Annotated in this window: 26 protein-coding genes and 1 pseudogene; 12 read left to right on the top strand and 15 right to left on the bottom strand. The window is 61.9% G+C overall.

The annotated features are described in order from the left end of the window. Positions 1–23: 23 nt before the first annotated feature. Both J4D28_RS22185 and J4D28_RS22180 read left to right on the top strand, forming a co-directional pair. Positions 24–641, top strand: a complete 618-nt coding sequence (locus J4D28_RS22185) for a TPM domain-containing protein (RefSeq protein ID WP_028681786.1) — start codon at positions 24–26, stop codon at positions 639–641. A gap of 237 nt (positions 642–878) precedes the next feature. Then, positions 879–2,096 carry an SAM-dependent methyltransferase gene (locus tag J4D28_RS22180; RefSeq protein ID WP_103331538.1) on the top strand — a complete coding sequence of 406 codons (1,218 nt, stop codon included), beginning with the start codon at positions 879–881 and terminating at the stop codon, positions 2,094–2,096. A 150-nt stretch (positions 2,097–2,246) separates the two neighbouring features. On the opposite strand, the gene J4D28_RS22175 is transcribed toward J4D28_RS22180, so the two are convergent. Then, the gene (locus tag J4D28_RS22175) at positions 2,247–3,140 is read right to left on the bottom strand and encodes a DMT family transporter (protein ID WP_009047436.1); all 894 of its coding nucleotides are present in this window, start codon (positions 3,138–3,140) and stop codon (positions 2,247–2,249) included. Positions 3,141–3,799: 659 nt separating this feature from the next. On the opposite strand from J4D28_RS22175, the gene J4D28_RS22170 reads away from it, so the two are divergent. Together J4D28_RS22170 and J4D28_RS22165 are read left to right on the top strand one after the other, a co-directional pair. Then, positions 3,800–4,381, top strand: coding sequence for a DJ-1/PfpI family protein (locus tag J4D28_RS22170; protein WP_103331537.1), 582 nt, complete (start codon positions 3,800–3,802; stop codon positions 4,379–4,381). Between the two features lie 76 nt (positions 4,382–4,457). Continuing rightward, the gene (locus J4D28_RS22165; protein ID WP_009042529.1) at positions 4,458–4,763 is read left to right on the top strand and encodes a ribbon-helix-helix domain-containing protein; all 306 of its coding nucleotides are present in this window, start codon (positions 4,458–4,460) and stop codon (positions 4,761–4,763) included. 339 nt (positions 4,764–5,102) lie between these two features. Here the strand turns inward: J4D28_RS22165 and J4D28_RS22160 are convergent, their stop codons facing one another. The 4 genes from J4D28_RS22160 to J4D28_RS22145 form a co-directional block, all read right to left on the bottom strand. After that, positions 5,103–5,456 (bottom strand): DUF6124 family protein, encoded by a 354-nt coding sequence (locus tag J4D28_RS22160; RefSeq protein WP_009047438.1) that lies wholly within the window; start codon positions 5,454–5,456, stop codon positions 5,103–5,105. 948 nt (positions 5,457–6,404) lie between these two features. Next, a complete protein-coding gene (locus tag J4D28_RS22155) occupies positions 6,405–8,978 on the bottom strand; it encodes a TonB-dependent receptor (protein ID WP_009047439.1) in 2,574 nt (857 codons plus the stop codon). Positions 8,979–9,098: 120 nt separating this feature from the next. After that, positions 9,099–10,058, bottom strand: a complete 960-nt coding sequence (locus J4D28_RS22150; protein ID WP_009047440.1) for a FecR domain-containing protein — start codon at positions 10,056–10,058, stop codon at positions 9,099–9,101. Continuing rightward, positions 10,055–10,594 carry an RNA polymerase sigma factor gene (locus tag J4D28_RS22145; protein WP_009047441.1) on the bottom strand — a complete coding sequence of 180 codons (540 nt, stop codon included), beginning with the start codon at positions 10,592–10,594 and terminating at the stop codon, positions 10,055–10,057. The genes J4D28_RS22150 and J4D28_RS22145 overlap by 4 nt, the downstream gene beginning before the upstream one ends. A gap of 215 nt (positions 10,595–10,809) precedes the next feature. On the opposite strand from J4D28_RS22145, the gene J4D28_RS22140 reads away from it, so the two are divergent. Next, positions 10,810–11,145 carry a YegP family protein gene (locus J4D28_RS22140; RefSeq protein ID WP_009047442.1) on the top strand — a complete coding sequence of 112 codons (336 nt, stop codon included), beginning with the start codon at positions 10,810–10,812 and terminating at the stop codon, positions 11,143–11,145. Between the two features lie 239 nt (positions 11,146–11,384). Here the strand turns inward: J4D28_RS22140 and J4D28_RS22135 are convergent, their stop codons facing one another. Continuing rightward, entirely contained in the window at positions 11,385–12,272 is an 888-nt protein-coding gene (locus J4D28_RS22135) for a dihydrodipicolinate synthase family protein (protein ID WP_009047443.1), read from the bottom strand. 30 nt (positions 12,273–12,302) lie between these two features. Beyond that, positions 12,303–13,085 (bottom strand): aldolase, encoded by a 783-nt coding sequence (locus J4D28_RS22130; protein ID WP_041988770.1) that lies wholly within the window; start codon positions 13,083–13,085, stop codon positions 12,303–12,305. 159 nt (positions 13,086–13,244) lie between these two features. On the opposite strand from J4D28_RS22130, the gene J4D28_RS22125 reads away from it, so the two are divergent. After that, positions 13,245–13,787 (top strand): helix-turn-helix domain-containing protein, encoded by a 543-nt coding sequence (locus J4D28_RS22125; RefSeq protein WP_007922237.1) that lies wholly within the window; start codon positions 13,245–13,247, stop codon positions 13,785–13,787. A gap of 201 nt (positions 13,788–13,988) precedes the next feature. Here J4D28_RS22125 and J4D28_RS22120 read toward each other — a convergent pair whose 3' ends face one another. Further along, the gene (locus tag J4D28_RS22120) at positions 13,989–15,008 is read right to left on the bottom strand and encodes a DUF4917 family protein (RefSeq protein WP_103331536.1); all 1,020 of its coding nucleotides are present in this window, start codon (positions 15,006–15,008) and stop codon (positions 13,989–13,991) included. A gap of 157 nt (positions 15,009–15,165) precedes the next feature. On the opposite strand from J4D28_RS22120, the gene yiaY reads away from it, so the two are divergent. Further along, positions 15,166–16,314 carry an L-threonine dehydrogenase gene (gene yiaY / locus J4D28_RS22115; protein WP_103331535.1) on the top strand — a complete coding sequence of 383 codons (1,149 nt, stop codon included), beginning with the start codon at positions 15,166–15,168 and terminating at the stop codon, positions 16,312–16,314. Between the two features lie 73 nt (positions 16,315–16,387). Here the strand turns inward: yiaY and J4D28_RS22110 are convergent, their stop codons facing one another. After that, the gene (locus J4D28_RS22110; protein WP_038581545.1) at positions 16,388–16,687 is read right to left on the bottom strand and encodes a type II toxin-antitoxin system RelE/ParE family toxin; all 300 of its coding nucleotides are present in this window, start codon (positions 16,685–16,687) and stop codon (positions 16,388–16,390) included. Then, on the bottom strand, positions 16,677–16,916 hold the full coding sequence (locus tag J4D28_RS22105; RefSeq protein ID WP_038581543.1) for a CopG family ribbon-helix-helix protein: 240 nt from the start codon (positions 16,914–16,916) through the stop codon (positions 16,677–16,679). Before J4D28_RS22105 ends, J4D28_RS22110 begins: the two co-directional genes overlap by 11 nt. A 136-nt stretch (positions 16,917–17,052) precedes the next feature. Here J4D28_RS22105 and fos point away from each other — a divergent pair, with 136 nt between their 5' ends. The 4 genes from fos (at position 17,053) to J4D28_RS22085 (ending at position 20,351) form a co-directional block, all read left to right on the top strand. Then, positions 17,053–17,469: a fosfomycin resistance glutathione transferase gene (gene fos, locus J4D28_RS22100; RefSeq protein WP_101281930.1), complete on the top strand. Its 417-nt coding sequence runs from the start codon at positions 17,053–17,055 to the stop codon at positions 17,467–17,469. A gap of 127 nt (positions 17,470–17,596) precedes the next feature. Beyond that, a complete protein-coding gene (locus tag J4D28_RS22095; protein WP_016702101.1) occupies positions 17,597–18,235 on the top strand; it encodes a LysE family translocator in 639 nt (212 codons plus the stop codon). 111 nt (positions 18,236–18,346) lie between these two features. Continuing rightward, entirely contained in the window at positions 18,347–19,687 is a 1,341-nt protein-coding gene (locus tag J4D28_RS22090; protein WP_103331534.1) for a sensor domain-containing diguanylate cyclase, read from the top strand. 139 nt (positions 19,688–19,826) lie between these two features. Further along, positions 19,827–20,351, top strand: a complete 525-nt coding sequence (locus J4D28_RS22085) for a DUF4142 domain-containing protein (RefSeq protein WP_009047451.1) — start codon at positions 19,827–19,829, stop codon at positions 20,349–20,351. Between the two features lie 93 nt (positions 20,352–20,444). Here the strand turns inward: J4D28_RS22085 and J4D28_RS22080 are convergent, their stop codons facing one another. Then, the gene (locus tag J4D28_RS22080) at positions 20,445–21,335 is read right to left on the bottom strand and encodes an AarF/UbiB family protein (protein ID WP_009047452.1); all 891 of its coding nucleotides are present in this window, start codon (positions 21,333–21,335) and stop codon (positions 20,445–20,447) included. A gap of 163 nt (positions 21,336–21,498) precedes the next feature. Here J4D28_RS22080 and J4D28_RS30480 point away from each other — a divergent pair. After that, positions 21,499–21,729 (top strand): annotated as a pseudogene (locus J4D28_RS30480) (restriction endonuclease); the annotation flags it as partial. Positions 21,730–21,830: 101 nt separating this feature from the next. On the opposite strand, the gene J4D28_RS22075 reads toward J4D28_RS30480, so the two are convergent. From J4D28_RS22075 to J4D28_RS22060, 4 genes are all read right to left on the bottom strand, one after another. Further along, positions 21,831–23,072, bottom strand: a complete 1,242-nt coding sequence (locus tag J4D28_RS22075; protein ID WP_231999300.1) for an MFS transporter — start codon at positions 23,070–23,072, stop codon at positions 21,831–21,833. Between the two features lie 37 nt (positions 23,073–23,109). Beyond that, entirely contained in the window at positions 23,110–23,382 is a 273-nt protein-coding gene (locus J4D28_RS22070; protein ID WP_009047454.1) for a hypothetical protein, read from the bottom strand. A gap of 51 nt (positions 23,383–23,433) precedes the next feature. Then, positions 23,434–24,663: a dTDP-4-dehydrorhamnose 3,5-epimerase family protein gene (locus J4D28_RS22065; RefSeq protein WP_009047455.1), complete on the bottom strand. Its 1,230-nt coding sequence runs from the start codon at positions 24,661–24,663 to the stop codon at positions 23,434–23,436. A 403-nt stretch (positions 24,664–25,066) separates the two neighbouring features. After that, positions 25,067–25,843, bottom strand: a complete 777-nt coding sequence (locus J4D28_RS22060; RefSeq protein WP_009047456.1) for an AraC family transcriptional regulator — start codon at positions 25,841–25,843, stop codon at positions 25,067–25,069. Positions 25,844–25,871: the final 28 nt, after the last annotated feature.

Here is a 25,871-nt window from a genome sequence, read left to right as displayed (position 1 = left end):
ATAATCGATGAGTATGGGAAGACATGGCACTACTGAGTGAGTACGAACAACGGCAGGTCGCCGAGGCGATCGCCCGGGTCGAACAGCAGACCGATGCCGAACTGGTCACCGTGCTGGCCGCCCGCGCCGACGACTACGCCTATATCCCCTTGCTCTGGGCCAGCCTGCTGGCGCTGATCGTGCCGGGCGTGGTGCATTACGCCACCGGCTGGATGAGCATGCACCTGTTGCTGCTGGTGCAGTGGGCGACCTTTATCGTGCTCTGCCTGGTGTTCCGCATCCCGCGCATCACCACCCGCCTGATCCCGCGCTCGGTACGCCACTGGCGCGCCTCGAACCTGGCCCGCCGCCAGTTTCTCGAACAGAACCTGCACCACACTGTCGGCAGCACCGGGATGCTGATCTTCGTCTGCGAAGCCGAGCGCTATGTGGAGATCCTGGTGGACGAGGGCATCTCCAAGCGCCTCGACGACAAGACCTGGGACACCATCGTCCAGACCTTCACCCAGCAGGTGAAGCAGGGGCAGACCCTGCAAGGCTTCATCACCTGCATCGAGGCCTGCGGCGAACTGCTCAAGGTGCATGTGCCGGTGACCCACGTGCGCAACGAACTGCCCAACCGCCTGGTGGTCCTGGCCTGATTTCCCCTCCGTTCCTGTAGCCGCTGCCGAAGGCTGCGATCGGCCGAAGGCCGTGGCGTCCGTAAGATCGCTGGAGGTCCTGCGGACCTTGCGCAGCCTTCGGCAGCGGCTACAGGAGGCCCGCTCCCGCAGAATCTGCACCGCCGGGTAAATAACTCCGTGCCCCGGCGGGCCATCCCCCCTAAAATACCCGCCATTCCCCGATTCACACCCCGCATCGCCCGAGGCGTCTTTTACATGTCTGCAACCGCAACCCCCGCCAGCCTTGCGCCGGATCATCACGCCCAGTTTCTCGAGCTGCTGGAAACCAGCCTGGCGCAGAACGCCTTTATCAAACTGGTGCTGGCCAAGCATGTGGGGGCCGAGGCGGATTTGCAGCGGCTGATCATCAAGCAGCTGACGGTCAAGGAGCAGCCGTGCCTGTCCTTCGTCTACCGCTACAAGACCCGCGACATCACCAAGAACTTCCCCCTGGAAGAAGGCGTGGCGCTGATCGCCGGGCTGCTGCCGGCGTCGTTCAAGAACGCGCACCTGCTGTCGCTCACCGATGAAGTGCAGCTCGAATACAGCAAGAAGGGCAAAAGCTCGCTGTTCAAGGGCAAGGCCCAGCAGCAGCGCGAAGTGCCGTCCGCCGAGCACAACCGCGAGAAGAATCGCTACCTGGAGTTGAGCCGGCCCTTCCTCACCGACCTGGGGGTGACCAACAAGCAGCACGAGTTGATCCCGGCGATGTCGCGCAAGTGGAAGCAGATCAACAAGTTCATCGAGGTCTTCAGCCATGCGCTGAGTTCGTCGCCGATCGACCTGCAGCAGCTGGTGCGGGTGGCGGACTTCGGCTCTGGCAAGGGCTACCTGACCTTCGCCATCCACGACTACCTGTGCAACACCTTGCAGGCGCAAGGGCAGGTGACCGGTGTCGAACTGCGCGAAGACATGGTGACCCTGTGCAACGCCGCGGCGGCGCGCCTGGACCATCAGGGCCTGGAGTTCAAATGCGGCGACGTGCGCAGCGTGGCGCCGAGCGAGCTGGACGTGATGATCGCCCTGCATGCCTGCGATATCGCCACCGACTACGCGATCCACACCGGCATTCGTTCCGGTGCGTCGATCATCATGTGCTCGCCGTGCTGCCACAAACAGATCCGCCCGCAGATGCAGAGCCCGGCGCTGCTCAAGCCGATGCTGCAATACGGCCTGCACCTGGGCCAGCAGGCGGAGATGGTTACCGACAGCCTGCGCGCGCTGTTCCTCGAAGCCTGCGGCTACGAGACCAAGGTCTTCGAGTTCATCTCCCTGGAACACACCAACAAGAACAAGATGATCCTCGCGGTCAAACGTGCCGAACCCCAGGACCCGACCCAGCTGCTGGCGAAGATCGGCGAGCTCAAGGCGTTCTACCACATCAGCGAGCACTGCCTGGAAACCCTGCTGCGGGCCGACGGCTACCTGGGCTGACCACGCGCCTGTAGCCGCTGCCGCAGGCTGCGATCGGCACCGAAGGGGCCGCAAACCAGGCGACGCGCTACATCTGACAGGGCCGGGATACCGCCTTTGCGCCGGCTACGCCGTCGATCGTCCGAACGCGGCCCGAACCTGCGGCAGCGGCTACAGGGCGCGTGCTGGGGTTGCTTGCTGCACGGCAGTCTTGCGCCCGAGCATCACGGTAAGGATCACGCCCACGGCGAACAGCCAGGTGACCGGTTCCACCTGTTCGCCGAAGAACAGCGCCGAGAAGGCGATGGTGAAGAAGATCTGCAGCAGCTGGATCTGGCTGACCCGGGCGATACCGCCCATGGCCAGCCCGGCGTACCAGGCAAAAAAGCCGATGAACTGCGAGAACAGCGCCACGTAGCCGAAGGCCCACCAGGTCTTCGTCGAGACCGCACCCTGATGCTGCGCCGCGAGGTACCAGACCGGGCCGATCAACAGCGGCGTCGACAGCACCAGCGCCCAGCAGATCACCTGCCAGCCGCCCATCTCCCTGGCCAGCCGGCCGCCTTCGGCATAACCCAGGCCGCCGACCGCAATCGCCCCGAGCATCAGCAAGTCACCGGCCTGGATACTGCCGGCGCCGCTGATCAGCGCGTAACCCAGGACCAGGGCGCTGCCCAGTGCGGCGCAGCCCCAGAAGGCTTTCGACGGCCGTTCATGGGACAGCCACGCCGCGTACAGCGCCACGCACAAGGGTTGCAGGCCATTGACCAGCGCGCCGTGGGACGCCGGCAGGGTCTGCATGGCCCAGGCCGACAGCACCGGAAACCCCAGGATCACCCCGGCGATCACTAGGCTCAGGCCCTTGATCTGGTGCCAGGTCGGCCACTTTTCCCGCCGCCAGAGCAACAGCAGCGCCGCCGGGATCGCCGCGAACAGCGCCCGTCCCAGGCCGTTGAGCAGTGGGTGAAGTTCCTGCACCACGATGCGGGTGAAGGGCAGGGTCAGGCTGAAAATAACCACGCCGAGCAGGCCCAGGGCCATGCCGGTGTTTTCGCGGGAAGACATGATGACAACCGTTTTTTATTGGGGAAGGGCAGGTGCGCTTATCTAGCCATAAACCCACCGCGGCACCCTGTTACAGCTGTACGCAGAGTTATCCATACAGTTCGGCTTCTGTAGGAGCGGCCGGTCGACGCTCGATTGCCCGCGATGAACGATAACGCGGTGTATCAGGCAATCCACGTCGCTTTTATCGCGGGTAAGCCTCGTTCCTACGGGGCAGCGGAGAGCATGCTCTTCTGTAGGAGCGAAGCTTGCTCGCGATGAACGATAACGCGGTGTATCAGGCAATCCGCGTCGCTTTTATTGTGGGAAAGCCTCGTTCCTGCAGGCCATGGATCACGCTTTTTTGTAGGAGCGAAGCTTGCTCGCGATGAACGATGACGCGGTGTATCAGGCAATCCGCGTCGCTTTTATTGTGGGAAAGCCTCGTTCCTGCAGGCCATGGATCACGCTTTTTTGTAGGAGCGAAGCTTGCTCGCGATGAACGATGACGTGGTGTGCCAGGTAATCCACGGTGCCTTTATCGCGGGCAAGCCTCGCTCCTACGGGGCCGGAGTATTGATGCGTTTCTGGGGTGAGGCGTAGTACCGGGTTATTACCCGGCTCCACAGATAAGGACTACCTTGAACATTCCTGTTTTCCCTTGAAGAGGAGTCATCTCCATGGCCGCGAAAAAAATCCTCATGCTGGTCGGCGATTACGTCGAGGACTACGAAGTGATGGTGCCGTTCCAGGCGCTGCTGATGGTCGGCCACACCGTGCATGCGGTGTGCCCGGACAAAAAGGCCGGGCAGACCGTGCGCACCGCGATCCACGACTTCGAAGGCGACCAGACCTACAGCGAAAAACCGGGCCATCAGTTCGCCCTGAACTTTGACTTCGCCAAGGTCGAGGCGACCGATTATGACGCGCTGCTGATACCTGGCGGTCGCGCCCCGGAGTACCTGCGGTTGAACGAAAAGGTCCTGCAACTGGTGCAAGCCTTCGACAAGGCTGGCAAGCCGATCGCCGCCGTCTGCCACGGCGCCCAGCTGCTGGCCGCGGCGGGTATTCTCGAAGGCCGTGAGTGCAGCGCCTATCCGGCCTGCGCCCCGGAAGTGCGCCTGGCCGGTGGGACCTATATCGACATCCCGGTGACGGACAGCCACGTTCAAGGCAATCTGGCGACAGCCCCGGCCTGGCCGGCGCACCCCAGCTGGCTGGCCGGTTTCCTCGGCCTGCTGGGCACCAAAATCACCCTGTAAACGGATGACCCGCTGGCGCTGCTTTTCTGTCAGGAAGCAGCGCCATCGTCCTACTTCCAACCGAGGAGCGCCCAGCATGTGCGAGCTCTACGTCAAAGCCGACCCGATCCTCTACGAGTCCCGCTCGCGCTCGCTGCGCATCTGCGGGGTGGTCACCACCCTGCGCCTGGAGAACCAGTTCTGGGACATCCTCAGCGAAATCGCCGAAGTCGATGGCATGACCACCAACCAGTTGATCGCCAAACTCTACGAAGAAGTGATGGACTACCGCGGCGAAGTGGTGAATTTCGCCTCCTTCCTGCGGGTCAGCTGCACCCGCTACCTGAGCCAGCGCCGCAGCGCCACGCCAGAACTCAGCGTGGTGCGCAGCGCCACCAAATAACCCTGCGATCCCCGCAATCCCTGTAGCCGCTGCCGAGCCCCGGCGAGGCTGCGATCGACTTGGGCGGCACTCCGACGTAGCAGGCGTCAAGCCAGGCAACCCCATACATCAGACATACCGCGTCGCCAGGTTTTACTGAGCCAGCGCCGCAGCACCACCAAATACCCCCACAACCCTGTAGCCGCTGCCGAGCCTTGGCGAGGCTGCGATCGCCTGCGTAGCAGGCGCCAAGCCAGGCGACGCCACACATCAGACATACCGTGTCGCCAGGTTTTACGGGGCTGCGCCCCGATCGCAGCCTCGCCGGGGCTCGGCAGCGGCTACAGGATTCGTTTCAGGTCATGAGGTCGGGCGCGTGCCATCGAGCAGGGCATCCACCACTGCCCGGGCCATTTCCACCGAATGCACCATGGACCAGATCAGCCCGCGCTCGACGCCGCTGGCGCGTTCGGTGATTTCATCGGAAACCTCCTCGGCGCATTTGAGCAGCAGGGAAACGTGCATCAGCGCGTCTTCGGCATTGACGCCGGGCTGCACGGCGAACAGCGGGTTGTGCTGGCCATCGCGCAGGCCAAAGGGGCGGCGGCGTGTGCCTTGCAAGGTGGCGATCAGGCTGGCGTTGGCGCGATCCAGTTCCGGGTCGCGCAGTTTGCGAGGGGCTTGCAGGGGTGGATCGGGGACGAGCTTTTTCATGAGGTGATTTCTCCAGTTGTTCAAGGAACCGCCGGATCTCACTTCCACATGAGAGGTGGCAGCCGTACGTAGGTGTGGAAGACCGGTCTGGAGCCACCGGCGCACCCGAGGATGCCCCACGTACAGCCGCCATAAAACGAACTCACCAGGACTGAAAGTCACTGATGTTTTCGTATGAGACGAATTGCACGCTCTCCAGAACCGAACTTCCACATCCGGGCCGCTGATTTTGCAGCGACCCAGGCAGACTGCCTGATCGGTTTGAGGGGGACAAGACGCTCAAAGGCGTTGGGGATTTTCTAGGAAATACCTTACAAAACAAAGCGAAACTTCTTCTCCGCCCAGCACCTCTCCCTGACCAATACCTGTAGCCGCTGCCGAGCCCCAGCGAGGCTGCGATGGTCCGGGCCACGCTGGTCGCAGGACCTCCAGCGGCTGTGAGAATGTCATCGCGGGCAAGCCTCGCTCCTACAGGTCCGTGGCGATCTTGGCTTGTGTAGGAGCCAGGCTTGCCGGCGATGCGGGCAATGCGCTGTGTCTGACGTACCGCTATCGCGGGCAAGCCTCGCTCCTACAGGTCCGTGGCGATCTTGGCTTGTGTAGGAGCCAGGCTTGCCGGCGATGCGGGCAATGCGCTGTGTCTGACGTACCGCTATCGCGGGCAAGCCTCGTTCTTACAGGTTCGTGGCGATCTTGGCTTGTGTAGGAACCAGGCTTGCCGGTGATGCGGGTAATGCGCTGTGTCTGACGTACCGCTATCGCGGGCAAGCCTCGCTCCTACAGGTCCGTGGCGGTCTTGGCTTGTGTAGGAGCCAGGCTTGCCGGCGATGCGGGCAACGCGGTGTGTCTGACGTACTGCCATCGCGAGCAAGCTCGCTCCTACAGGGATAGGCGTTCCTTTGTAGGAGCGAGCTTGCTCGCGATGGCGATCGATCAGGCAACGCCGCTTCAGAAGAACCGCGTCACGCTGATCTTGGCGTTGCGCCCCAGGCTGGAGGCGTTTTCGCCGCTCAGGGGCGGGCGGTAATCGCGGTTGAACATGTTGTCCAGGGTGAAGTTGACCTCGGTGCCCTTGAGGTACGGCTGCTGCGGTTTCCAGTTGGCGAACAGGCCCTGCACGTTGTAGCGGTCGTTCTCGTACTGGTCCCAGTAGGAATCGCCCGCGGCGCTGGCCGGGCCGCTCGGGTAGATGTCGCTCGGCACGCGGTCGGTCTGGCGTACCCACTGGCCCTGCCAGCCCACTTGCGCATCCCACTGCGGGATTTTCACCCCCAGGGTGGCGACCCACTTGCGTGGCGGGATGTCCCGGGCCCAGACATTCGGCCCCCAGGGGTTGGTGTAGGCGCCTTCATGCTTGCCGGTGATCCAGGAGTAGGACAGCGAGCCGAACAGGTAGGTCGAATCGTAGAAGCTCTCGACTTCGAAGCCCTTGATGGTCAGGTCGCCGATATTGCGGTAGACCCCGATGGTCGGCTGGTTGCACACCTGGCCGATGCTCTTGCCGCTGCTCAGTTGCTCGGGGCAGCCGATCCCCAGGTTCTTCATGATTTCGTCCTTGATCTCATTGCGGAACACCGTGGTGCGGATCTGCAGGCTGTCGGCCTGGGTCAGGACGTCGGAGAAGCGGGTGATGTTACCGGCGCGCAATGCGGTGATGCGCTCCGGGTCGAGGTCGCGGCTGGTGGAGGAGCGGGTGGTGCCGGCCGCCTGGACTTCGTACTGCTCGTCGATCACCGGCGCGCGCCAGGTCTTGCTGTAGTCGGCGAACAGGGCGAATTGCGGGGTGACCGTCCAGAACGCCGACAGCCGTGGCGACCAGCCGGTGTAGGTCTTGTCGCCGTAATCGTGGCCGACCACCGGGTCGGGGCTGTTGTAGACCGGCGCGTCGTTCTTCTGCCCACGGTTGCGCACATGGTCGTAGCGCAGGGACGGGGTCAGGGTGAAGTTGCCCAGGGTGATGGCGTCCTGGATATAGAAGGCGTTGTTGTCGACCTTGCCATGGGGCATGAAGCCCGGCTGGTAATGCCCGTTGTTGTACTTGGGCACCTCGTAGGTCTTGCCCGGCATCCACATGTCCACTTCGCGGTCGTGCTTGCGGATCTGGATGCCCTGGGTCAGGGCATGTTCCAGCGGGCCGGTGTTGAAGCGGCTGGTGTTTTTCAGCGAGAGGATCCTGTCCTCGTAACCCACGGTGATCTTGCGGCCACCGGAGGCCGGCTGGGCATAGGCATTCGGGCCGCGCTCGTCGGTCTGGTCGGTCTTGGAGTCGGAGTACTTGGCCTCGAAGTCGATCCACGGGTTGTCCAGCGGCGTGTACTGGTACTTGGCCTGCCAGGTGGTGTCGATGGTGTTGCGCTGGGCGAGGAAGCGCCGGGTGGCGCCGTCGTAACCGTACTTGTCGATATCGCGCTGGGTCGGCGGCGTCGGGTAGCTCTTGGCCGAGAAGGGCGCCCAGATATCACTGTTGGAGCGCATGTAACTGAAGCCCAGACGATGTTCGTCGGTCAGCTGCATGTTCAGCTTGAACAGCTCGCCGTCCAGGTCCTGGGCGGTGTTGGGCAGGCGCTTGGGGTTGATTGGGTAGGCGTTGCGCGGGTCCGGCTGGGCGCTGGCCAGCTTCATGTCGTCGCCGTCGCGTTTGGTCCAGTAGGCCAGGGCGTCGAAACGCCGGTCCTCGGTGCGCCCGTACACCGCGCCGGTGTAGGCCTGCTCATGGCTGTTGCTGCTGTAGCCGTACTTGAGCATGGCGCCGGTGTCGCGGCCTTCTTGCAGCAGGTCCGGGGCGTCCTTGGTCTCCATATGCACGGTGCCGCCGAAGCCGCCGTTGCCGGTCTCGGGCGAGTGCGGGCCCTTTTCCACCTCGATGCGCTTGATCAGTTCCGGCTCGATGAAGATCGAGCCCTGCTGGTAGCGTTCGAAGCCGCTCTTGGTCGCGCCGTCGACGCTCATCGGCACGTCTTCGGCATCGCCCAGGCCCCAGATGTTGATGGTCTGGCCGCCGGGCTTGAGCGAGCCGCCGAGGCTGACGCCGGGCAGGGTGGCGATCAGGCTGGGAATGTTGGTGGCCTGGTGGCGATCGATCTCGGCCTGGTTCAGGGTCGAGCGGCCGACCGTGGCGGAGTCCACTTCCAGGCCGCTGCCGATGACGCTCATGGCGCCCAGCTGCAGCGCCGAACTGCGGGTGCTGCTGTTTTCCGCGGGGCGCACCACGTAGGTCTGGTCGACCTTGACCAGGCTGAACTGGCTGCCGCCCAGCAGCTGCTGGATCGCCGCCTCGGGGCTGAAGTCGCCCTTCAGCGCCGGGGCCTTCACGTTGCGCAGCAACTCTTCGTCGAACAGCAACTGGATCTTCGCCTGCTGCGCCACCTGGCTCAGCGAGGCCGCCAGCGGCTGGGCGGGCAGGGCGAAGGCGAACGATTCGGCCTGAATCTGCGCCTGGCCCTGCAGGCTGAACGCCAGGCAGGCGGCGAGCAAGGTCGGACGCGAACAGATGAGCTGCAAGTGATAAGGCACGCGAAACATGAAATCCCCCGGAGCGGCGACAAAGGCCAGAAAAGGTGTGCGTAAACAACGCAGACCGGAGGAAGACGCGTCAGTAAACTAAAACCTCATATGCGAATGAAAAATATTCGCATATGAGGTTCAGCGCCGGGCTTCGATGCGCACGCGGCCGTCGGCCAGGGCCACGGTTTTCACCGGGATCAGCGCCGGCAGGGCCTTGATCAGGGCGTCCGGATCCCGCACATCGAGGTTGCCCGAGACCTTGAAGTTGCCCAAGGCGCCGTCGGCCAATAACACCGGCTGGCGGCGATAGAGGTTCAACTCGTCCACCAGGCTGGCCAGGTCGCGATTGCGAAAGGCCAGGTGGCCGCCGCGCCAGTCGGCGACCTCGGCGACGTTCACGGGCTGTTCCCGCAGGGTGCCGCTGGCGTAGTCATAAATGCCGCGCTGGTGGGCGCCGAGCAGCAGCGAGTCGGGCTTTTGTTCGTCGGGAACGAACGCCACCTGGCCATGGGCGACGCTGACCACCAATTGCTTCTCGCCGCGGCGCACATCGAAGCCGGTGCCGACCACCCGCACCCGCGCCGCGCCGGCATGCACCCACAGCGGCCGTTCCTTGTCGGCGGCGACTTCCAGATACAGCTGGCCCCGGTCCAGATAGAGGTTGCGTTGCTGCGCCGTAAAGTCGATGCGCAAACGGGTGTTGGCGTTGACGTACAGGGTACTGCCGTCGGGCAGGTTGAAGCTGCGCATGCCCTGGCGTTGCGCGGCGATCTGCTGCGAATAGATCGCCGGCGGTGCACCCAGTTCGATGGCCAGCAATGCGCAGACCAGCGCGGCGGCCACCGCCAGGGCCGGACGCCAGCGCGGCTTTTTGCTCAGCGGCAGCGGCGTCGGTCGGTTCAGTGGTTCGAGTTCGGCCAGGTCGGCCCACAAGCGCTCGAACTCGGCATAAGCCCGGGTGTGGGCCGGTTCGCTGGACCAGGCCGCGAAGGCGTCGCGCGTGGCCTGGCTGTGGTCCTCGCGATTGCGGGTGAACCAGCCGGCCGCCTGGGCATCGATGCTGTCGATCTGCTGCTCGGTGTCGTGGGGGCGGGTCATTGCGCTTGCTCCTTGCCGTGTTCCTGTTCCAGGCGCTGCTTGCAGTGCAGCAGGGCAAAGGCGATGTGTTTTTCCACCATGCTCAGGGAGATGCCCATGCGTTCGGCGATCTGCGCCTGGCTCAGGCCTTCGAAGCGGTGCAGCATAAGGGCTTCGCGGCGGCGCGGCGAGAGTTCGGCGAGCACGCTCTTCAAGCGCTCCAGGCGTTGCAGGCGCTGGGCCGCGGGCAGTGGCTCGTGGTGTTCGTCGGCCAGCGGCTCGGGTTCTGTTGCATGCGGTTCGTGGTGCACCTTGTGCCTGACCTTCTGCCGGCGCCAGTGATCGCGCAGCAGGTTGCGCGCCATCTGGAACAGAAAGGCGCGGGGTTGTTCGACCTTGGCCCGGTCGCGGTAATCGAGCCATTGGGTGAAGACGTCCTGGGTCATGTCCGCCGCATCGCTGGCGTTGTCCGTGCGTTTACGCAGGTAATGCAGGATGTCCGCATAGAACCCGCGGACGAGGTCCGCCGAGGTGGGGTCGGGCTTGAAGCGAGACATGAAAATCCTTCGCAAGTACTGCCGGGCAGAAAGGTCGCGAATGATATCGAGAATTATTACTATTTGTCTGCATGAGTTTCGCTTCATGAACCGGATGCGATTTTTCCTGTCTGATGCTGCGTGCCTCAGCAACACACCCCAAACGCTGGTAAACCGGCAAAGACAAGCTTTAATCCGAAGTGCATTCGCATCTTTGGACACTCAGGAGCAGGACCATGGCTGGATGGTATGAATTAAGCAAAAGCAGTGACGGGCAGTTCCGCTTCGTTCTCAAGGCTGGCAACGCTGAAACCATTTTGACGAGTGAGCTGTATTCCTCCCGCAGCGCCGCCGAAAACGGCATCGCTTCGGTGCAGACCAACAGCCCCAACGAGGCCCGCTACGCCAAGGAAGTCTCCAAGGACGGCAAGCCTTATTTCAACCTCAAGGCGGCGAACCACCAGATCATCGGCAATAGCCAGCGCTATTCGTCCGAGGCGGCGCGCGACGGCGGTATCGAAAGCGTCAAGACCAACGGTCCAACCACCACCATCAAGGACAAGACCGTTTAGTTTTCTGCTCTGAAACAAAAGAGCCCGGCAGGACAACCTGCCGGGCTTTTTGTTGGGCGGCGTTTTAAGGCAAGGTGTTTTGCCTGATGCACCGCTATCTCGGGCAAGTTGTGCGGCGCTCCTGCTGGCGTCATCGCGAGCAAGCTCGCTCCTACAGGTCGGTGGCGTCTTTGGCTTCTGTAGGAGCCAGGCTTGCCGGCGATGAGGCCCGCAAGCTCGCCGCTACAGCGAAGGCCCGATCAGCGCACGGCGTGCAACATGGCCTGCAATTGATTACGCCCAGCCTCACCCAGCGGGAACACCGGCCGGCGCGGGTCGCCGACCTGCAGCCCGGTCATGTTCAACCCGGCCTTGATGGTGGTCGGCAGGCCGCCCTTGAGGATGAAGTCGAGCACCGGCAACTGGCGGTAAAACAGCTCGCGCGCGCGGTCCAGGTCGTTGTCCAGCACCGCCTGGTACAGGTCCAGGTTGAGCTGCGGGATCAGGTTCGCGGCGGCGGTGCACCAACCCTTGGCGCCGGCGGCGAAGGCTTCCAGGGCCAGCGGGTTGCAACCGTTGTAGAACGGCACCTGGCCTTCGCCCAGCAGTTGCAGCTTGTGCATGCGCTGGATGTCGCCGGTGCTCTCCTTGACCATGGTCACGTTTTCCACGGCATTGAAGATCCGCAGGATCAGCTCCACCGACATGTCGGTGCCGCTGGTGGCCGGGTTGTTGTAGAGCATGATCGGCACGCCGATGCTGGCGCCGATGGCCTGGTAGTGGCCGAGGATTTCGGCTTCGCTGAGTTTCCAGTAGGAAGCCGGCAGCACCATCACCGCATCGGCACCCTTGGCCTCGGCAAAGCGCGCGCGGCGCACGGCCTTGGCGGTGGTCAGGTCGGAAACGCTGACGATGGTCGGCACGCGCTTGGCGATGTGGCGGATGCTGAATTCGGCGACCTGATCCCACTCGGCGTCGCTCAGGTAGGCGCCTTCGCCGGTGCTGCCCAGGGGCGCGATGGCATGCACGCCGCTGTCGATCAGGCGATCGATGGAACGGCCGAGGGTGTCCAGGTCCAGTTGCTCACCGTTGGCGGTGAACGGGGTGATGGTGTAGCCGATGATGCCGTGAATGTGGGTGTTCGACATGGCGACGCTCCTTTAGCGAATAGGGTGGTTTCAGTTCAGGCAATCGGCGTGTTGCTTGAGGTTCTGCCGAGCGTAGTAGTTGAAGGCGGCGGCGTGGCGCTTGGGTTTGGAGATCCAGTCATGGGCCTCGCGACCGAGCTCCGGCTGGATCGGCTTGATGGTGCCGGCGGCCATGGCCAGCAATTGCAGCTTGGCGGCGCGCTCGATCAACTGGGCGATCACACAGGCTTCCTCGATGCTGGCACCGGTGGACAGCTGGCCGTGGTGCGAGAGCAGGATGGCGCGCTTGTCGCCCAGGGCCGCGGAGATGATCTCGCCTTCTTCGTTACCCACCGGCACGCCCGGCCAGGCCTTGAGAAAGGCGCAGTCGTCATACAGCGGGCACAGGTCCATGTGGGAGATTTCCAGCGGCACTTCGATCATCGACAACGCGGCGACGTGGGTCGGGTGCGTGTGGATGATGCAGTTCACGTCGGGGCGGGCGCGGTACACCCAGCTGTGGAAACGGTTGGCCGGGTTGGGCATGCCGTGGCCTTCGAGCACCTCCAGGTCTTCGTTGACCAGCAGCAGGTTGCCCGCGGTGATTTCATCGAAGCCCAGGCCCAGTTGCTGGGTGTAGTAAGTGCCCGGCTGCGGGCCGCGGGCGGTGATCTGCCCGGCCAGGCCGGAGTCATGCCCGTTCTCGAACAGGATGCGGCACGTCAGCGCCAGCTTTTGCCGGTCGGTCCACGTATTATCCGCCAGGGTGTTTTGCATCTGGGTCAAGGCTTGCTTGACCAGTTGCTCTTTGGGTAGTGCTAATGTCTTGGCCATATCGGTGTCCTTTGGTCGTTTCAATGGACGTCGGATTTGCCAGCTCCCGCTGCTCGCAAGGTCGTTGGGTGAAAGCAAATGACACTAAAGAGGCTATATGACACTTTGTGTCATTGGCAAGGACAAATCGTCGCCTCCTTGATGGGTTAACCGTTCTACATGTCTATCCGTTTGAAATTATTGAGAAAAAAACTTGGCGTGACGCTGGAGGCCCTGGCCGAGAAATCCGGCATGACCAAGAGTTACCTGTCGAAAGTCGAACGCGGCCTGAACACGCCCTCGATCGCCGCGGCGTTGAAACTGGCCAAGGCGTTGAACGTGAACGTCGAGGAGCTGTTCGCCGAAGACAAGGTCAGCCTCGACAGCTACAGCCTGGTGCGCAGCGACGAACGCCAGTCGCTGGCGGCCAACGACCAGGCGCCGGGTTACGCGGTGCTGGCGCATCAGGTCAGCGAGCGCAGCCTGCTGCCGTTCATCATCTATCCGCCCAGGGAGTTCACCGACAAGAGCTTCAAGGAACACCTGGGGGAGGAGTTCCTGTTTGTCCACGAAGGGCAGGTGGAAGTGGATTTCATGAACGAGCGGGTGATCCTCAACCGTGGCGATGCGCTGCACTTCAACGCGCAGAAACCCCACCGCCTGCGCTCGGTGGGCGAGGTGCAGGCACAGTTGCTGGTGGTGGTGCACAGCGGCGAGGAATGAGCCCGCTCCTGCGGATTGTGGATTTTCCTAGACCATCGGCGCCGAACCGCTGCCCGTAGCCGCTGCGCTCGGCAGCGGCTACAGGTGGCGTACCAGCATGAAAACTGTAGGAGCGAAGCTTGCTCGCGATGGCGTCCTTGCGGGCAGACCGCAGTGCCTGGATCGCGGACAAGCCTCGCTCCTACGGATCGCGGGTAGCTTTCAACGTTCGACCGGCACCGACAGCGCAGGCGCGCCCAGGGCATGGCTCTTCGAATCGAAGAAGCGCAGCGTCACTTCCATCCCTTCAAACAGCTGGGTGTAGCGCCGCTTCTGGTTCTGGATAAAGGCCTTGCTGCGCGGGAGGATCGAGATCGCCAGGGTCTGCACTCCGGACTGGCGGATCGCCTGCACCAGGTGGCTGTCCTGGGGGCCGAGGTCGTGGCCGAAGATGCACAGCGCGTCGCTGTGGTTGAGCAACTGCTGGTAGCAGAACGACAGGTAGTCGCTGCTGCGAATGGTCTTGAGCTTGTCCGCCACCGGGCCTTCGCTGACGAACAGCGGCACATCGTCGAGGGTCTTCAGGGTGTTGTTGATGGCGAAGTTGCCCAGCAGGGTGCCCTCGGTGGAACCCAGCTTGCGCGCGGTGCCGTCCTGGTTGCGCACCAGGTGCAGGCCGCCGTGCAGGTACAGCACGCGGGTCTGTTGGCTGGCGGTCTGGCCGATGTCGAAGCTCGGGTCGGCGCCCTGGAACAGGTCGTCGATGCCCTGGGCGTCGTGCTGGATCGCCCAGTAGTTGAGCAGGTCGTAATTGCTGGTGAACACCGTGCGGTAGCGGCGCAGTTCCTGGTTGATCTGCGAAAGACTCGCCGGCTGCACCAGGCGCCACGGAATGTGCACCGCGTGCACGGTATTGATCAGCGCTTCCTTGATCGCGTAGTAGCGATTGCGCGGCGCCGCGGAGCTGACGGCCAGGGCTTTGTTGACCCGGCTGGTGGTCTTCAGCGCGCCCAGCACCAGCTCGAAACTGCGGGTCTGCAGGGCGTCGAACACGCTCAGCTCGGAGGGGCTCAGGGGCTTTTCCTCGACGGTGCGGGCGTTCTCGAACAGCGAGTCGTAGGCGAAGTCTTCCCACACCGCGCGGCTGGCGCCGTTGCCGATCAGCAGGCCGGCGATCGGCGTGCTGGCGCGCAAGGCGTTCCAGTCTTCAAGGTCGGTATCAAATTCCTGGAAATCCATCATCGCGGTTCGTCGTCTCAAGGCAGAAGGTGTACAGGGCGCCGACTTTATCACGACCGACCCTTGAGCCAGATCAACAACGCGCGTGACCGATGGGTCGATCCTGTGCGCATTTGCCGGATCGGCACGGTCGATCCGCCCCTAGCCTGGAGGACGCGCCATGAGCAGCACTTTTTTCATCCCCGCCGTGAACATCATGGGTATCGATTGTCTCGACGAGGCCATGGTCGCGATTCGCAACTACGGTTTTCGCAAGGCGCTGATCGTCACCGACGCTGGCCTGGCCAAGGCCGGGGTGGCCGGGATGATTGCCGAGAAGCTGGCGATGCAGGACATCGATTCGGTGATCTTCGACGGCGCCAAGCCCAACCCGAGCATCGACAACGTCGAGAAGGGCCTGGCGCAATTGCAGCAAAGTGGCTGCGACTTCGTGATTTCCCTCGGTGGCGGCTCGCCCCATGACTGCGCCAAGGGCATCGCCCTGTGCGCCACCAATGGCGGGCATATCAGCGACTACGAAGGCGTCGACCGTTCGACCAAGCCCCAGCTGCCGCTGATCGCCATCAACACCACCGCCGGCACCGCCAGCGAAATGACCCGTTTCTGCATCATCACCGACGAAAAGCGCCACGTGAAAATGGCCATCGTCGACCGTAACGTCACGCCGCTGCTGTCGGTCAACGACCCTGCGCTGATGGTCGCCATGCCCAAGGGCCTGACCGCCGCCACCGGCATGGACGCGCTGACCCACGCCATCGAAGCCTATGTGTCCACCGCGGCCAACCCGATCACCGATGCCTGTGCGTTGAAAGCCATGACCATGATCAGCCAGAACCTGCGCCAGGCGGTGCACGACGGCAGCGACCTGGTGGCCCGGGAAAACATGGCCTACGCCCAGTTCCTCGCCGGCATGGCCTTCAACAATGCGTCGCTGGGTTTCGTGCATGCCATGGCGCACCAGCTGGGTGGCTTCTACGACTTGCCCCATGGCGTGTGCAACGCCGTGCTGCTGCCCCATGTGCAGAGCTTCAACGCCATGGTCTGCGCCGAACGCCTGACCGATGTGGCCCACGCCATGGGCGCGGACATTCGTGGCTTCAGCCCGGAGGAGGGCGCGCAGGCGGCCATCAGCGCCATTCGCAGCCTGGCCCGGGATGTCGAGATTCCCAGCGGCTTGCGCGACCTGGGCGCCAAGCTGACGGACATCCCGATCCTGGCCGCCAACGCCCTGAAAGACGCCTGCGGCCTGACCAACCCCCGCACCGCCGACCAGCGCCAGATCGAGGAAATCTTCCGCAGCGCGTTCTGATACCTACAGATGTTTTACCGCGCGCTCGGGACTTGCTGTCCTGGGCGCGCCGCCGCTGGCCCCAATGCACGAGCTATTGGCGGTCGTCTTGCCAACCGGCAGGCGGCAAGCGCCGGGTGTGGAAAATCCGCAGTATCTGCAGGCGTCCCTGACGTACGCGGTAGGGGATCAGGTAAGGACGATTGGGGACCACCCACTCCCGGGTACCGGGCAGGCGACCTTCGCGACCACTGGCAGGAAAACGGCTCAGGTGTTGAATGCTACTCAGGATGGCTTTGACGAATTCCGCGGCGGCCTGAGGACTGTCCTGTGCAATGTAGGCGGCTTCGTCATCGAGGTTCTTGAGGGCGCTGCGCAGCCACTCAACGTGCATTGCCAGTCCATTTGTTGAGTACGCCATCCAGCTCTTCGGCGCTGGCGAAGTCGCCTGCCTCTGCTTCAGTCAGGGCTTTCTGGATCTCGTTGATTTGCCAGGCTTCGCGGGCCAGATATTCTCTCAGTGCATCCACAGCGAGGAATGACTTGCTGCGGCCTGTCGCCTTGGCCAAGTGAGCCAGGGTATCGGCAACATCATCGGGCAGGCGCAAGGACATGACGGACATGGTGATCTCGATGTAGTGGTTTGTAATACAACATACTACATCGCCAATCGGGGCTCGCCGCCAGAGCCATTCGTCCAGTGCGAACGCTGCTTTGATTCAAGACGATTCAGGACCTTCCTCTTAACAAGGACTTTGCATGCTGACCGGCCTCAACCACCTGACCCTCGCCGTTACCGATCTCAACCGCAGCCTGGGGTTTTACCGCGACCTGCTGGGCCTGCGCCTGGACGCCAGCTGGGACAGCGGCGCCTATCTGTCGCTGCCGGGCCTGTGGTTGTGCCTGTCGCTGGACTCGTCGCGCCGTTCGGCGGAGGTGCCGGACTACACCCATTACGCCTTCAGCATCGAGGCCGGGCATTTCGTGGCGTTCGTCCAGCGCCTGCGTGCTGCCGGTGTGCGGGAGTGGCGCGACAACCGCAGCGAAGGCGCCTCGTTCTATTTCCTCGACCCCGACGGCCACCAGATGGAAGCCCATGTCGGCGATCTGGCCTCGCGCTTGCGCGCCTGTCGGCAGCAACCCTATGCCGGGATGACGATCTTTACCGACGAATGACCGCTCGCCGCCGCTTCAAGACGACTGGCTGTCGCTGTGACGACCATTGTGGGGTGGTGCGGGGGCGCACAAGCCGGCAGAATCCTGCGATCAAAACCGCGCCACCTTCGGCGCTTCGGAGTGTGGCATGACTTCTTCGCTGTTACTGGCTGTCCTCGCCTCGGGCTTTATCTACGGCATTACCCCAGGGCCTGGCGTGCTGGCGGTCTTCGGCATTGGCGCGGCGCGCGGGCGGCGGGCCGGGGCCGGCTTTCTCTGCGGGCATCTGCTGGGCGATGTGGTCTGGTGCAGCACCGCGCTGATCGCCATCGTCGGCGCGCGGGAGATCGGCAGCAGTGCCTTCGATGTGCTGGGCGTGCTCAGCGGCCTTTATCTGTTCTGGCTCGGCCTGCGGGCAATCCGCAGCCAGCGCAGCAGCGGGCAGGAGCCCCAGGGGCCGGCGCGCCAGCCGTTCTGGCACGGCATCCTGTTCGGCCTGACCAACCCCAAGGCGTACCCGGTGGCCGTGGCGACTTTCACCGCGCTGCTGTCCAGTCGTGCCGAGCTGCTCAACTGGTCGATGCTGCCCTGGCTGATCTTCCTCAGTTTCCTCGGCGGCATCGGCGCATACGCTATTCTGATTGGCATCGTCGGTGCGCGGCGGGTGCGGACCCTGTATCAGCGCCACGAACTGGCGATCACCCGGCTTTGCGGCGTGATGTTCATCGGGTTTGCCATCAACGCCTTGCTGCATGCCGTTCCGGGATTGCTGGCGAACAAGGCATAAAGGCTGTTCGCAAGGTTGCGACAGTCACGGACAAGCAGCGGCTTTGCGCCGCTGCCGGAACCCAGGGATTGATACTCGGCGCTTTATCTTCACAGGCAGTGTCGTTCCCTGATGGCAACCAACAACTCCGCGCCCCTGGCCAGTTTCATCGACCTTCTGCTGGATGCCGTCTGCGCGGTGGATGTCGAAGGCCGTTTCGTCTTCGTCAGCGCCGCCTGCGAGCGGATTTTCGGCTACACGCCGGACGAGCTGGTCGGCCGGCGCATGATCGAGCTGGTGCACCCCGCGGACCGTGCGCGCACCTTGCAGGCCGCCGACCGGATCATGGCCGGCGAACCCATGCCCAACTTCGAGAACCGTTACCTGCGCAAGGACGGGCAGGTCGCGCATATCCTCTGGTCGGCGCGCTGGTCCGAGGTCGACCAGCTGCGCATCGCCGTGGCCCGCGACATCACCGAACGCAAGCAGGCCGAGTCGCGGCAGGCGGCGCTGTATGCGATTTCCGAAGCGGCCCATGCCGCCGAGGACCTGCTGGCGTTGTTCCGGCGCGTGCACCGGATCATCGGGGAATGGCTGCCGGCGCTGAATTTCTCCGTCGCGCTGTACGACGAGCAATGCCAGGCGCTGAGCTTTCCCTATCACGTCGACGACCGCGAGCGTTGCCCGGAGCAGCCGGGCACGCTGACCGGCAGCCTGTGTGCCGAGGTGATCCGCAGTGGCCAGCCGTTGCTGCTGACCCCTGACGATTATGTGCCGCTGCCGGATGCCAGCGCCGACCCGCATTCACCCTGCTGGCTCGGTGTGCCGCTGAATTCGCAGAAGGGCACCATCGGCGCGCTGATCGTCAAGAGCGCGCCGGGCGACGAGCGATACACCGAGCAGGACAAGGAGTTGCTGCAATACGTCTGCGCCCAGCTCGCCACCGCCATCGAGCGCAAGCAGCTGCATGCGCGCCTGCAGTACATGGCCCAGTACGACCAGCTGACCCAGTTGCCCAACCGCGAACTGCTACGCGAGCGCCTGCGCAACGCCCTGGCCCGAGCCCGTCGCGAGTCCGGGCGCATGGCCTTGCTCTATGTCGACCTGGACCGGTTCAAGCAGGTCAACGACACACTTGGCCACGCCGTGGGTGACATGCTGTTGCAGGCTGTGGCCAACCGGCTCAAGGCCTGCGTGCGCGAAAGCGATACCGTGGCGCGGATCGGTGGCGATGAGTTCGTGGTGCTGCTCGGCTGTATCCAGCACGCGGAAGATGCCGGCATCGTCGCCGGGAAGATTCGCCAGGCACTCAACGAGCCGCTGCGCCTGGACGGCCATCAGCTGAGCATTCTGCCGAGCATCGGTATCGGCCTGTTCCCCGAACACGGCCATGACGAAAAGCAGTTGTTCAAGCACGCCGACGAGGCGATGTACGCGGCCAAGCGCGCCCAGCGAAGCCCATCCCGCGCTTGACGGAAGCGGCGGAGCTGGCCGTTTTTTTTGCCAACCGTTCGTCGTGGCCGATGCAACTTTTTCAAACCTTCGATGGCCTGAAAACTCTCACTCTGTGCAGGCGCCGTGCGCCGTCACCTGATCAAAGGAGGCCGACACCATGAGCTTCATGGCCACCCATCTGTCCCGCACCTGCCTCGCGCTGCTGCTCGGCCTGAGCGCCAGCGCGGCGTTCGCCCAGTCCCCCGCGGAGTTTATCGATGACGCCTCGGCCAAGGGCATGGCAGACATCGAGGCCAGTCGCCTGGCCCACCAGAAGACGTCCTCCAAGGCCGTCAAGGACTACACCATCGTGGTCATCAACGACCGCACCACCGCCAACCAGCACCTGGCGAAAATCGCCAAAAAGCTCGACCTGCCCGTGGCGCCTAGGGAAGAAGTGATCAGCAAGGCCAAGGCGCTGATCCCCGAGGTCCCGGAAGGCGAAGCCTTCGACGCCGCCTATGCCGAGAGCCAGGTCAAGGCCACCGAAGAGGCCATCGAGCAGATCCAGCAACAGGCCGAAATCACCGAGGTACCGGAACTCAAGGCCTTTGCCGAAGAGACCCTGCCGAAACTGCAAAACCACCTACAAATGGCCAAGGCCCTCAAGGCTGGCCGGGCCCTGGATCAGTTGGATGGCTGAGTGGGGCTCTGCCGCTGATGTGTCTTTGGGCATGACCTGAAGGCGCACCGCGTCCAGTGCCGCCGTTTCCCCCAGGCATTGTTCAATATCGATTCAACTCGGCTTCCGCGCTTGCTCGGGCAGACCGCTGATTTCACGCTGGAATGCCGCTTGTGCCCGGGCACAGGTGAGGATGCGGTAGCGCGTGCTGCGGGAGACGGTTTGGTCGCGAAAGCGCTGGTACACCGGCTGGAAGATGGTGCGGTCCAGGTGGGGTTGCTCCGCGCTCAGGTAGGCCTCGCAAAGCCGGTCGTAATCCTGCTGTGAGATGAAGCGCCGGAACCAGAAGCGGTAGAAGTAACCCAGCAGGAAACCCAGGCTGAAGTCGCGGTCGAGTACCGAGTGGGCGCAGCACTCGAAGTCGATCAGGCGCAGTCGGCCATCGGCGGCGACCAGAATGTTTTTCGGGTGGGGGTCCATGTGCACGAAGTCGTCGTCGAGCATCTGGCCGAACAGCCGGAAGATCGCCGGCAACAGGGTTTCAGCCTGCTCGGGATGGGCCAGCAGGCGGTCGTCGACACTGCAATGATCGGCCCAGAAACCCACCAGCAAGTACTCTTCGCGCAGGAACGGAAAACGCCCCTTGTAGCCAAACGCCGAGACCTGGGGCGAGAGGGCGGATTTGCCCGACACCACCGACAGGTTGATGAATTCGTTGGTCAGGTCGTGCAGGCCGAAGCTGCGCTTGAGCCCGAGGAAGTTCTGCAGCTGCTTTTTCCAGTGAGTCAGGCGGTTGCGCTTGAGCACCCATTGGCGTTCGCCTTCGAGCAGGAATACGCCCCGGGTGTCTTCCGGAATATCCAGCGTGGGGTATTGTTCGGGCTTGGCCAAAAAACGCCGTAGCAGCCTGTCCAGTTCGTGCCGGTGGGATGGATCGAAATGGAAGGTCACGCCATCGATCTGCTGCCGATGCAGCGTTCGGGTGAATCTCCTGAGGTGAAGCATGTAGGGTTCCTGGCCTTGGATGGCGAACGAGGGGGTGGCGCTGTGAGCCTGCGCTGAAACGCGAGCCGAAAGGGCGCGCATCATAATTCATCGCAAGTCCTGGCGTTCACGAAATTGATCCGGGTTGTGCGGCCTGGCGTGCCCTGGCGCTGGAAAAAACCATGTCTTTGCATCGCGGGTGTACGACGGAGTGATTACCCAAAAAGTCCGGGAACAGTTTTATGAGCTGACTCGAAAAATGGTGGGTCAATTTCTCAATGATCAAATCAATGATCGTCTCAGGTCTGCAATGAGTGGTGCTATCCAGCCGTCTCTTGCGGTTGCCTGCGCCTTCGGAGCAGGGAATGCCGATAACGATGATGCAGAAGCAGAGGACGACAAGATGCTGACGAGCTATGCAGCGAGCTGCTCGAGTAACATCGGGCAAGGAGGCTTTCGCGCAAAGTGCCCATGCTTCAGGTCATGGGCACTGAGACGGACCGAGGGGGCACAGCCTCAGGTATTGACCAACCAGCGAGCCTGGCGACTGCCGCGCCAGTTGAAACTGCTCAGTGCCAGCAAGAGCAAGAGTATCGAGTAGATGGCGTAGGTCCCGAGCTTATCGTAGGCCCAACCCGCCAGCAGAATGCCCACGAGTCCGGCAAAGCGGCTGATGAAGTCTATCGAGCCATACCAGCTGCCAATGATTTCCTTGGGTACGGTGAGCTGGATGGCACTGGCTGTGGTACGAAAATACAGCGTGGTACCGAACTGGAATACGAACATGCCGGTGCCCGCGAGCCAGAGGTTGCCGCGCAGACATAACGTGATGCAGACCCCCGAGATCATGATCAGGTGGGACAGCAATATCGTGCCCGGCACCCGGGAGGCCTGGCCACTGGCGCGCAAGGCGAGTCCGCCGGCTATGGCGCCTGCTGCTCCAACTGAGAACAGGTAGCCGGTCTGTGCTTCAGAAAAACCATGAAAGCCCCGCAGCAAGGGGACCCACAGCAGCGCCAGCACGCTGACCACCAGCAGGCAGGTGGCATAGGAGGCAAGGAAATACCGCCAGCGTGGAGCGCGCAACAGATCGATGGTGGCTCTTGATGCGCCGGTGACACTTTCCTGGAAGCGTTGGGCAAACGACGTGCTGCAGATATCGAGGGTCGAGGTCTTCTCATTCAAGGCGCTCAGGCTGATCGTCAAGGCGAGCGCCGCCAGCATGAAGGCAATGGAGGCCAGCAGTGAGATCGACAAGCCGACGTTGAAAATGACCAGGGCGCCGATGACCGGCCCCAGGGTCCTGGCGATGCCATTGAAGGTGGCGAGCAGGCCGTTGATTCTGGGGATGTTGTCAGCGGTGAAAAGGAACGGGATCAAGGCAAACATGATCAGCCGTGAGTACTGATGGATCAGGTCGACGAAGAAGGCAAAAAACCACACCCACTCCACGGAGCTGTCGTAGATCCTGAGGACAAAAACAGCCAGGGCAAACACCGCAATGTTGGCCAGTTGCGTGGCAATGAACAGTTTCCATTTGTTGAAACGATCGATAAAACCCGCGCCTAGCAGGGTTACCAGTATTTCAGCGCTATAGCCGACGGCGTAGGTGGTGGTAACAGCGAGCGTCGTTCCGCTAATGGAATAGGCGAGGTTGGCGAATACCAGGTCGTAGATGGCTTCGGAAAGTATGAGTAATACCCCCAAAGCCACAAAGGACCACACTGACCGCGGCGTTGAATTGAAAGAGGTGTGCACAGAAATTTAATCCGTTAAATTTTTTATATGCCCGGTATCATGCAGCCAGGGCTTTGATGTTGGCAGGCAAGAACGATTGGAGTTCTTCTATGCTGTTGAACTCCTTTTTGGATGTAAGGCTGTCCAGCGCAACAATTTCCATGGCTTGTATCTTGCCCAGGAGTGTACGCAGTGCTCCAGGTTCTTGCAGGTAAGGGGACAGCGCTTTCTCGAACGCTGCAAGAGCCAGAGACTCTTCCGCGTTTTGCGCAGAACCAACCAGATCAGCCAGCTCTTCTTTCCAGGATACTGCTTCTTGAGTTGCTTTCATGTGAATCTCCATGGTGTAAGTAAGTTTGCAACTTGGGTGCACACCCCAAAACTAAGTTCTTTCCAGTGTCTGCTGCTCGAACTTGGCCATCTTGTACAGCAGGATGTCCGGGCAGCGCATGTCAGGTAGTTTGATATTTGGATAGGGCTGGTCGATAGCGAATGGAATCAAGTCCTGACCGAACATGGGAATATCCGAGCGTGGCTCATTCTGGCTGACGAAGACTTCATGTTCACAGCGAACCAGCGTCGGTTTACTGCAGTTGAACGTGTAGGCAATACCTTGTTCGATATGAATGCTGGTGCGTGGATCACAAATGATCTGGAGAGACTTGTGCTGACCGTAAGTGGCGGAGTCATGCCTGAAATCAATCAGGTTCAAGTCGATTTGCAGTTCCTGATTATTGAGGAAGGTATAGGTTTTTTTCGTTCTGGCGTGCCAGTAGTACTGGTGAGGAGTGCCCGGAACGGACGTTGGAAGCACCAGGACGTCGGCCACGCAGGAGGCAGTATTGGGCACCAGCGTATAGGACCTGGCGCCAGTCAGGGCATAGCGGTTGCGTTTTATCCGTACTCCGCAGAACTCCTCGTCCGTCAATCGTTCAGCGACGCTGCGGGCATCGTCCGACCAGGTCTTGGGCTCGAACATCACATACTGTTCGGCGCCGCGAATGGTCACCGGGTATCGGGCCAGATAGGATTTGGGGTTCTCCAGCAAAGACTGGGAAATCTTCGAAAGAAAGCGATGGGCTTCATCGGGCAAGCGGTATCTGTTGGCCTTGATAATTGGAAACTTTGCAAGTTCCGTAGTACGAGGGACTGAAACAAGATCGTTGTCCAGATTCCATGCTGCATTGTCTTGATCCGAGTGCCAGACTGGTTCGTCCCGGGTGACAATGTACTCTAGGTTATCGAAGGTATGAGCCACGCCTCGTGGAATGACCAAGTGTCGATACAGGCTTGGCGAGAATCTGAGTTGGACAACTTGATGGATACTAGGACTGCCTTCTCGGCAATCGACAAAGAAGCCTTCTATTTTCTTGCCGTTTTCCCCCATGAATGTCAGGCGATCGTCCTGGCCGACATGTATGCCATAGGTTGAATAACTGAAGTCGGGTTCATGAGTGACGAAGTCTGATATGAGCGGACCCTTGCTGGACATTAATTTTCGACTGAACCAGCCGTTTCCAGCATAGGTATTACTGACAGAGTTCTTTTCGAATCTGAGGCCTGGAATTAAAAAGTCGGCCTGGTGAGTGTCGTTGCCAATTTCCTCGAACATAGATCCCTCTTTCGATAGAGAAAACGCATCTGCACCAGCGTCTGTCCTGACGTCTTCGGTGTTGTTTGTGTGAACGGCTGTGGCACTGAAAAGTGCTTGTCTAATGGAAAGCTGTCAATAACTTTTTTGTGGGGCTTATGAATTTGTCTGGTCGCCATCTTATGGTGCGCAACGGCACAAAAATAGTGCGAATCATAAAAATCATATGGAACATTAAGTTATAGATTTGAATGTTTCAGATCTAGCATATGTTCTTTTGTTAAGTACTTAGATCGAACCAAAATAGATCGCTCAAGAGAATGGACGGATGAAGGGAATAAACTTCTTTTTTGCAGACAGTCTCCGGTTTCAATCCCTGCGTATTCCTTCATCCGATAAAACTTCAGCCTGCGGGCTGCCCAGGTCAGTGCGCAGCGTTCTGCCGGAACTGCCGTGGGCTGACGCCGGTCAGGGCCTTGAACTGGCGGCTGAAGGCGCTGTGGTCGGTGTAGCCGCATTGCAGGGCGACGTCGGTGATCGGCAGTTCGCCGAGCAGCAGGCGCGAGGCGTGTTCCAGGCGCACCTTGTGGATCATCTGTCGCGGTGTGAGGTGGAAGATGCGTTTGCAGTAGCGCTCCAGCTGGGCGATGGACAGGTCGGCGATGAGGGTCAGGTCGTCAAGGCGGATGGCTTCGTTGTAGTGCTCGCGGATATGCCGGTCGACCGCGGCCAGGCGTTCGTAGGCCGGGTGCGCGTCGCGGGCGGCCTGCAGGTCGAGGGAGATGCCGGCCATGCCGATGATCCGCCCGTCGCGCCCATGCAGCGGCAGCTTGTGGGTCAGGCACCAGCCGGGTTCGCGGCTGCCGTACAGGTGCAGTTCCAGTTGGCCCTTGATGGTGATGCCCTGGCGCAGCACGCGCTGGTCCTGCTCGGTATAGACCGGGCCGAGCACGGCGGGAAACACCTCGGCCGAGGTCTTGCCCAGCAGCGGCGCGACGTTCTTGAAACCGCAACGCTGGGCCAGGGTCAGGTTGGCGGTGAGGTAGCGGGCTTGCAGGTCCTTGATGAAAAACACCGCGTTGGGCAGGGTGTCGAGCAGCGGGATCACCAGGGCCATGCTGCCCAGCAGGTCGTGAATATCCTCGGGCGCCTGGCTGGCGATGGCTTCGGGCAGGCGGTGCAGCTGAGCGGTGTCGATCATCAAGGGCTGCTCTTGTTAGGGGGCGGGG

This window comes from Pseudomonas sp. GW531-T4, from assembly GCF_017349615.1.
Classification (GTDB): Bacteria; Pseudomonadota; Gammaproteobacteria; order Pseudomonadales; family Pseudomonadaceae; genus Aquipseudomonas; species Aquipseudomonas chlororaphis_I.
This window is presented reverse-complemented; position numbering and strand designations above follow the sequence as displayed.

What these genes read in the sequence shown, in the direction of transcription:
- J4D28_RS22180 (WP_103331538.1), top strand. Translation starts at nt 879, where the DNA reads ATGTCTGCAACCGCAACCCCCGCCAGCCTTGCGCCGGATCATCACGCC.
- J4D28_RS22090 (WP_103331534.1), top strand. Translation starts at nt 18,347, where the DNA reads ATGGCAACCAACAACTCCGCGCCCCTGGCCAGTTTCATCGACCTTCTG.
- J4D28_RS22085 (WP_009047451.1), top strand. Translation starts at nt 19,827, where the DNA reads ATGAGCTTCATGGCCACCCATCTGTCCCGCACCTGCCTCGCGCTGCTG.
- J4D28_RS22155 (WP_009047439.1), bottom strand. Translation starts at nt 8,978, where the DNA reads ATGTTTCGCGTGCCTTATCACTTGCAGCTCATCTGTTCGCGTCCGACC.
- J4D28_RS22105 (WP_038581543.1), bottom strand. Translation starts at nt 16,916, where the DNA reads ATGTCCGTCATGTCCTTGCGCCTGCCCGATGATGTTGCCGATACCCTG.
- J4D28_RS22145 (WP_009047441.1), bottom strand. Translation starts at nt 10,594, where the DNA reads ATGTCTCGCTTCAAGCCCGACCCCACCTCGGCGGACCTCGTCCGCGGG.
- J4D28_RS22140 (WP_009047442.1), top strand. Translation starts at nt 10,810, where the DNA reads ATGGCTGGATGGTATGAATTAAGCAAAAGCAGTGACGGGCAGTTCCGC.
- J4D28_RS22185 (WP_028681786.1), top strand. Translation starts at nt 24, where the DNA reads ATGGCACTACTGAGTGAGTACGAACAACGGCAGGTCGCCGAGGCGATC.
- J4D28_RS22110 (WP_038581545.1), bottom strand. Translation starts at nt 16,687, where the DNA reads ATGCACGTTGAGTGGCTGCGCAGCGCCCTCAAGAACCTCGATGACGAA.
- J4D28_RS22065 (WP_009047455.1), bottom strand. Translation starts at nt 24,663, where the DNA reads ATGTTCGAGGAAATTGGCAACGACACTCACCAGGCCGACTTTTTAATT.
- fos (WP_101281930.1), top strand. Translation starts at nt 17,053, where the DNA reads ATGCTGACCGGCCTCAACCACCTGACCCTCGCCGTTACCGATCTCAAC.
- J4D28_RS22135 (WP_009047443.1), bottom strand. Translation starts at nt 12,272, where the DNA reads ATGTCGAACACCCACATTCACGGCATCATCGGCTACACCATCACCCCG.
- J4D28_RS22060 (WP_009047456.1), bottom strand. Translation starts at nt 25,843, where the DNA reads ATGATCGACACCGCTCAGCTGCACCGCCTGCCCGAAGCCATCGCCAGC.
- J4D28_RS22165 (WP_009042529.1), top strand. Translation starts at nt 4,458, where the DNA reads ATGTGCGAGCTCTACGTCAAAGCCGACCCGATCCTCTACGAGTCCCGC.
- J4D28_RS22120 (WP_103331536.1), bottom strand. Translation starts at nt 15,008, where the DNA reads ATGATGGATTTCCAGGAATTTGATACCGACCTTGAAGACTGGAACGCC.
- yiaY (WP_103331535.1), top strand. Translation starts at nt 15,166, where the DNA reads ATGAGCAGCACTTTTTTCATCCCCGCCGTGAACATCATGGGTATCGAT.
- J4D28_RS22150 (WP_009047440.1), bottom strand. Translation starts at nt 10,058, where the DNA reads ATGACCCGCCCCCACGACACCGAGCAGCAGATCGACAGCATCGATGCC.
- J4D28_RS22170 (WP_103331537.1), top strand. Translation starts at nt 3,800, where the DNA reads ATGGCCGCGAAAAAAATCCTCATGCTGGTCGGCGATTACGTCGAGGAC.
- J4D28_RS22125 (WP_007922237.1), top strand. Translation starts at nt 13,245, where the DNA reads ATGTCTATCCGTTTGAAATTATTGAGAAAAAAACTTGGCGTGACGCTG.
- J4D28_RS22130 (WP_041988770.1), bottom strand. Translation starts at nt 13,085, where the DNA reads ATGGCCAAGACATTAGCACTACCCAAAGAGCAACTGGTCAAGCAAGCC.
- J4D28_RS22160 (WP_009047438.1), bottom strand. Translation starts at nt 5,456, where the DNA reads ATGAAAAAGCTCGTCCCCGATCCACCCCTGCAAGCCCCTCGCAAACTG.
- J4D28_RS22095 (WP_016702101.1), top strand. Translation starts at nt 17,597, where the DNA reads ATGACTTCTTCGCTGTTACTGGCTGTCCTCGCCTCGGGCTTTATCTAC.
- J4D28_RS22080 (WP_009047452.1), bottom strand. Translation starts at nt 21,335, where the DNA reads ATGCTTCACCTCAGGAGATTCACCCGAACGCTGCATCGGCAGCAGATC.
- J4D28_RS22070 (WP_009047454.1), bottom strand. Translation starts at nt 23,382, where the DNA reads ATGAAAGCAACTCAAGAAGCAGTATCCTGGAAAGAAGAGCTGGCTGAT.
- J4D28_RS22175 (WP_009047436.1), bottom strand. Translation starts at nt 3,140, where the DNA reads ATGTCTTCCCGCGAAAACACCGGCATGGCCCTGGGCCTGCTCGGCGTG.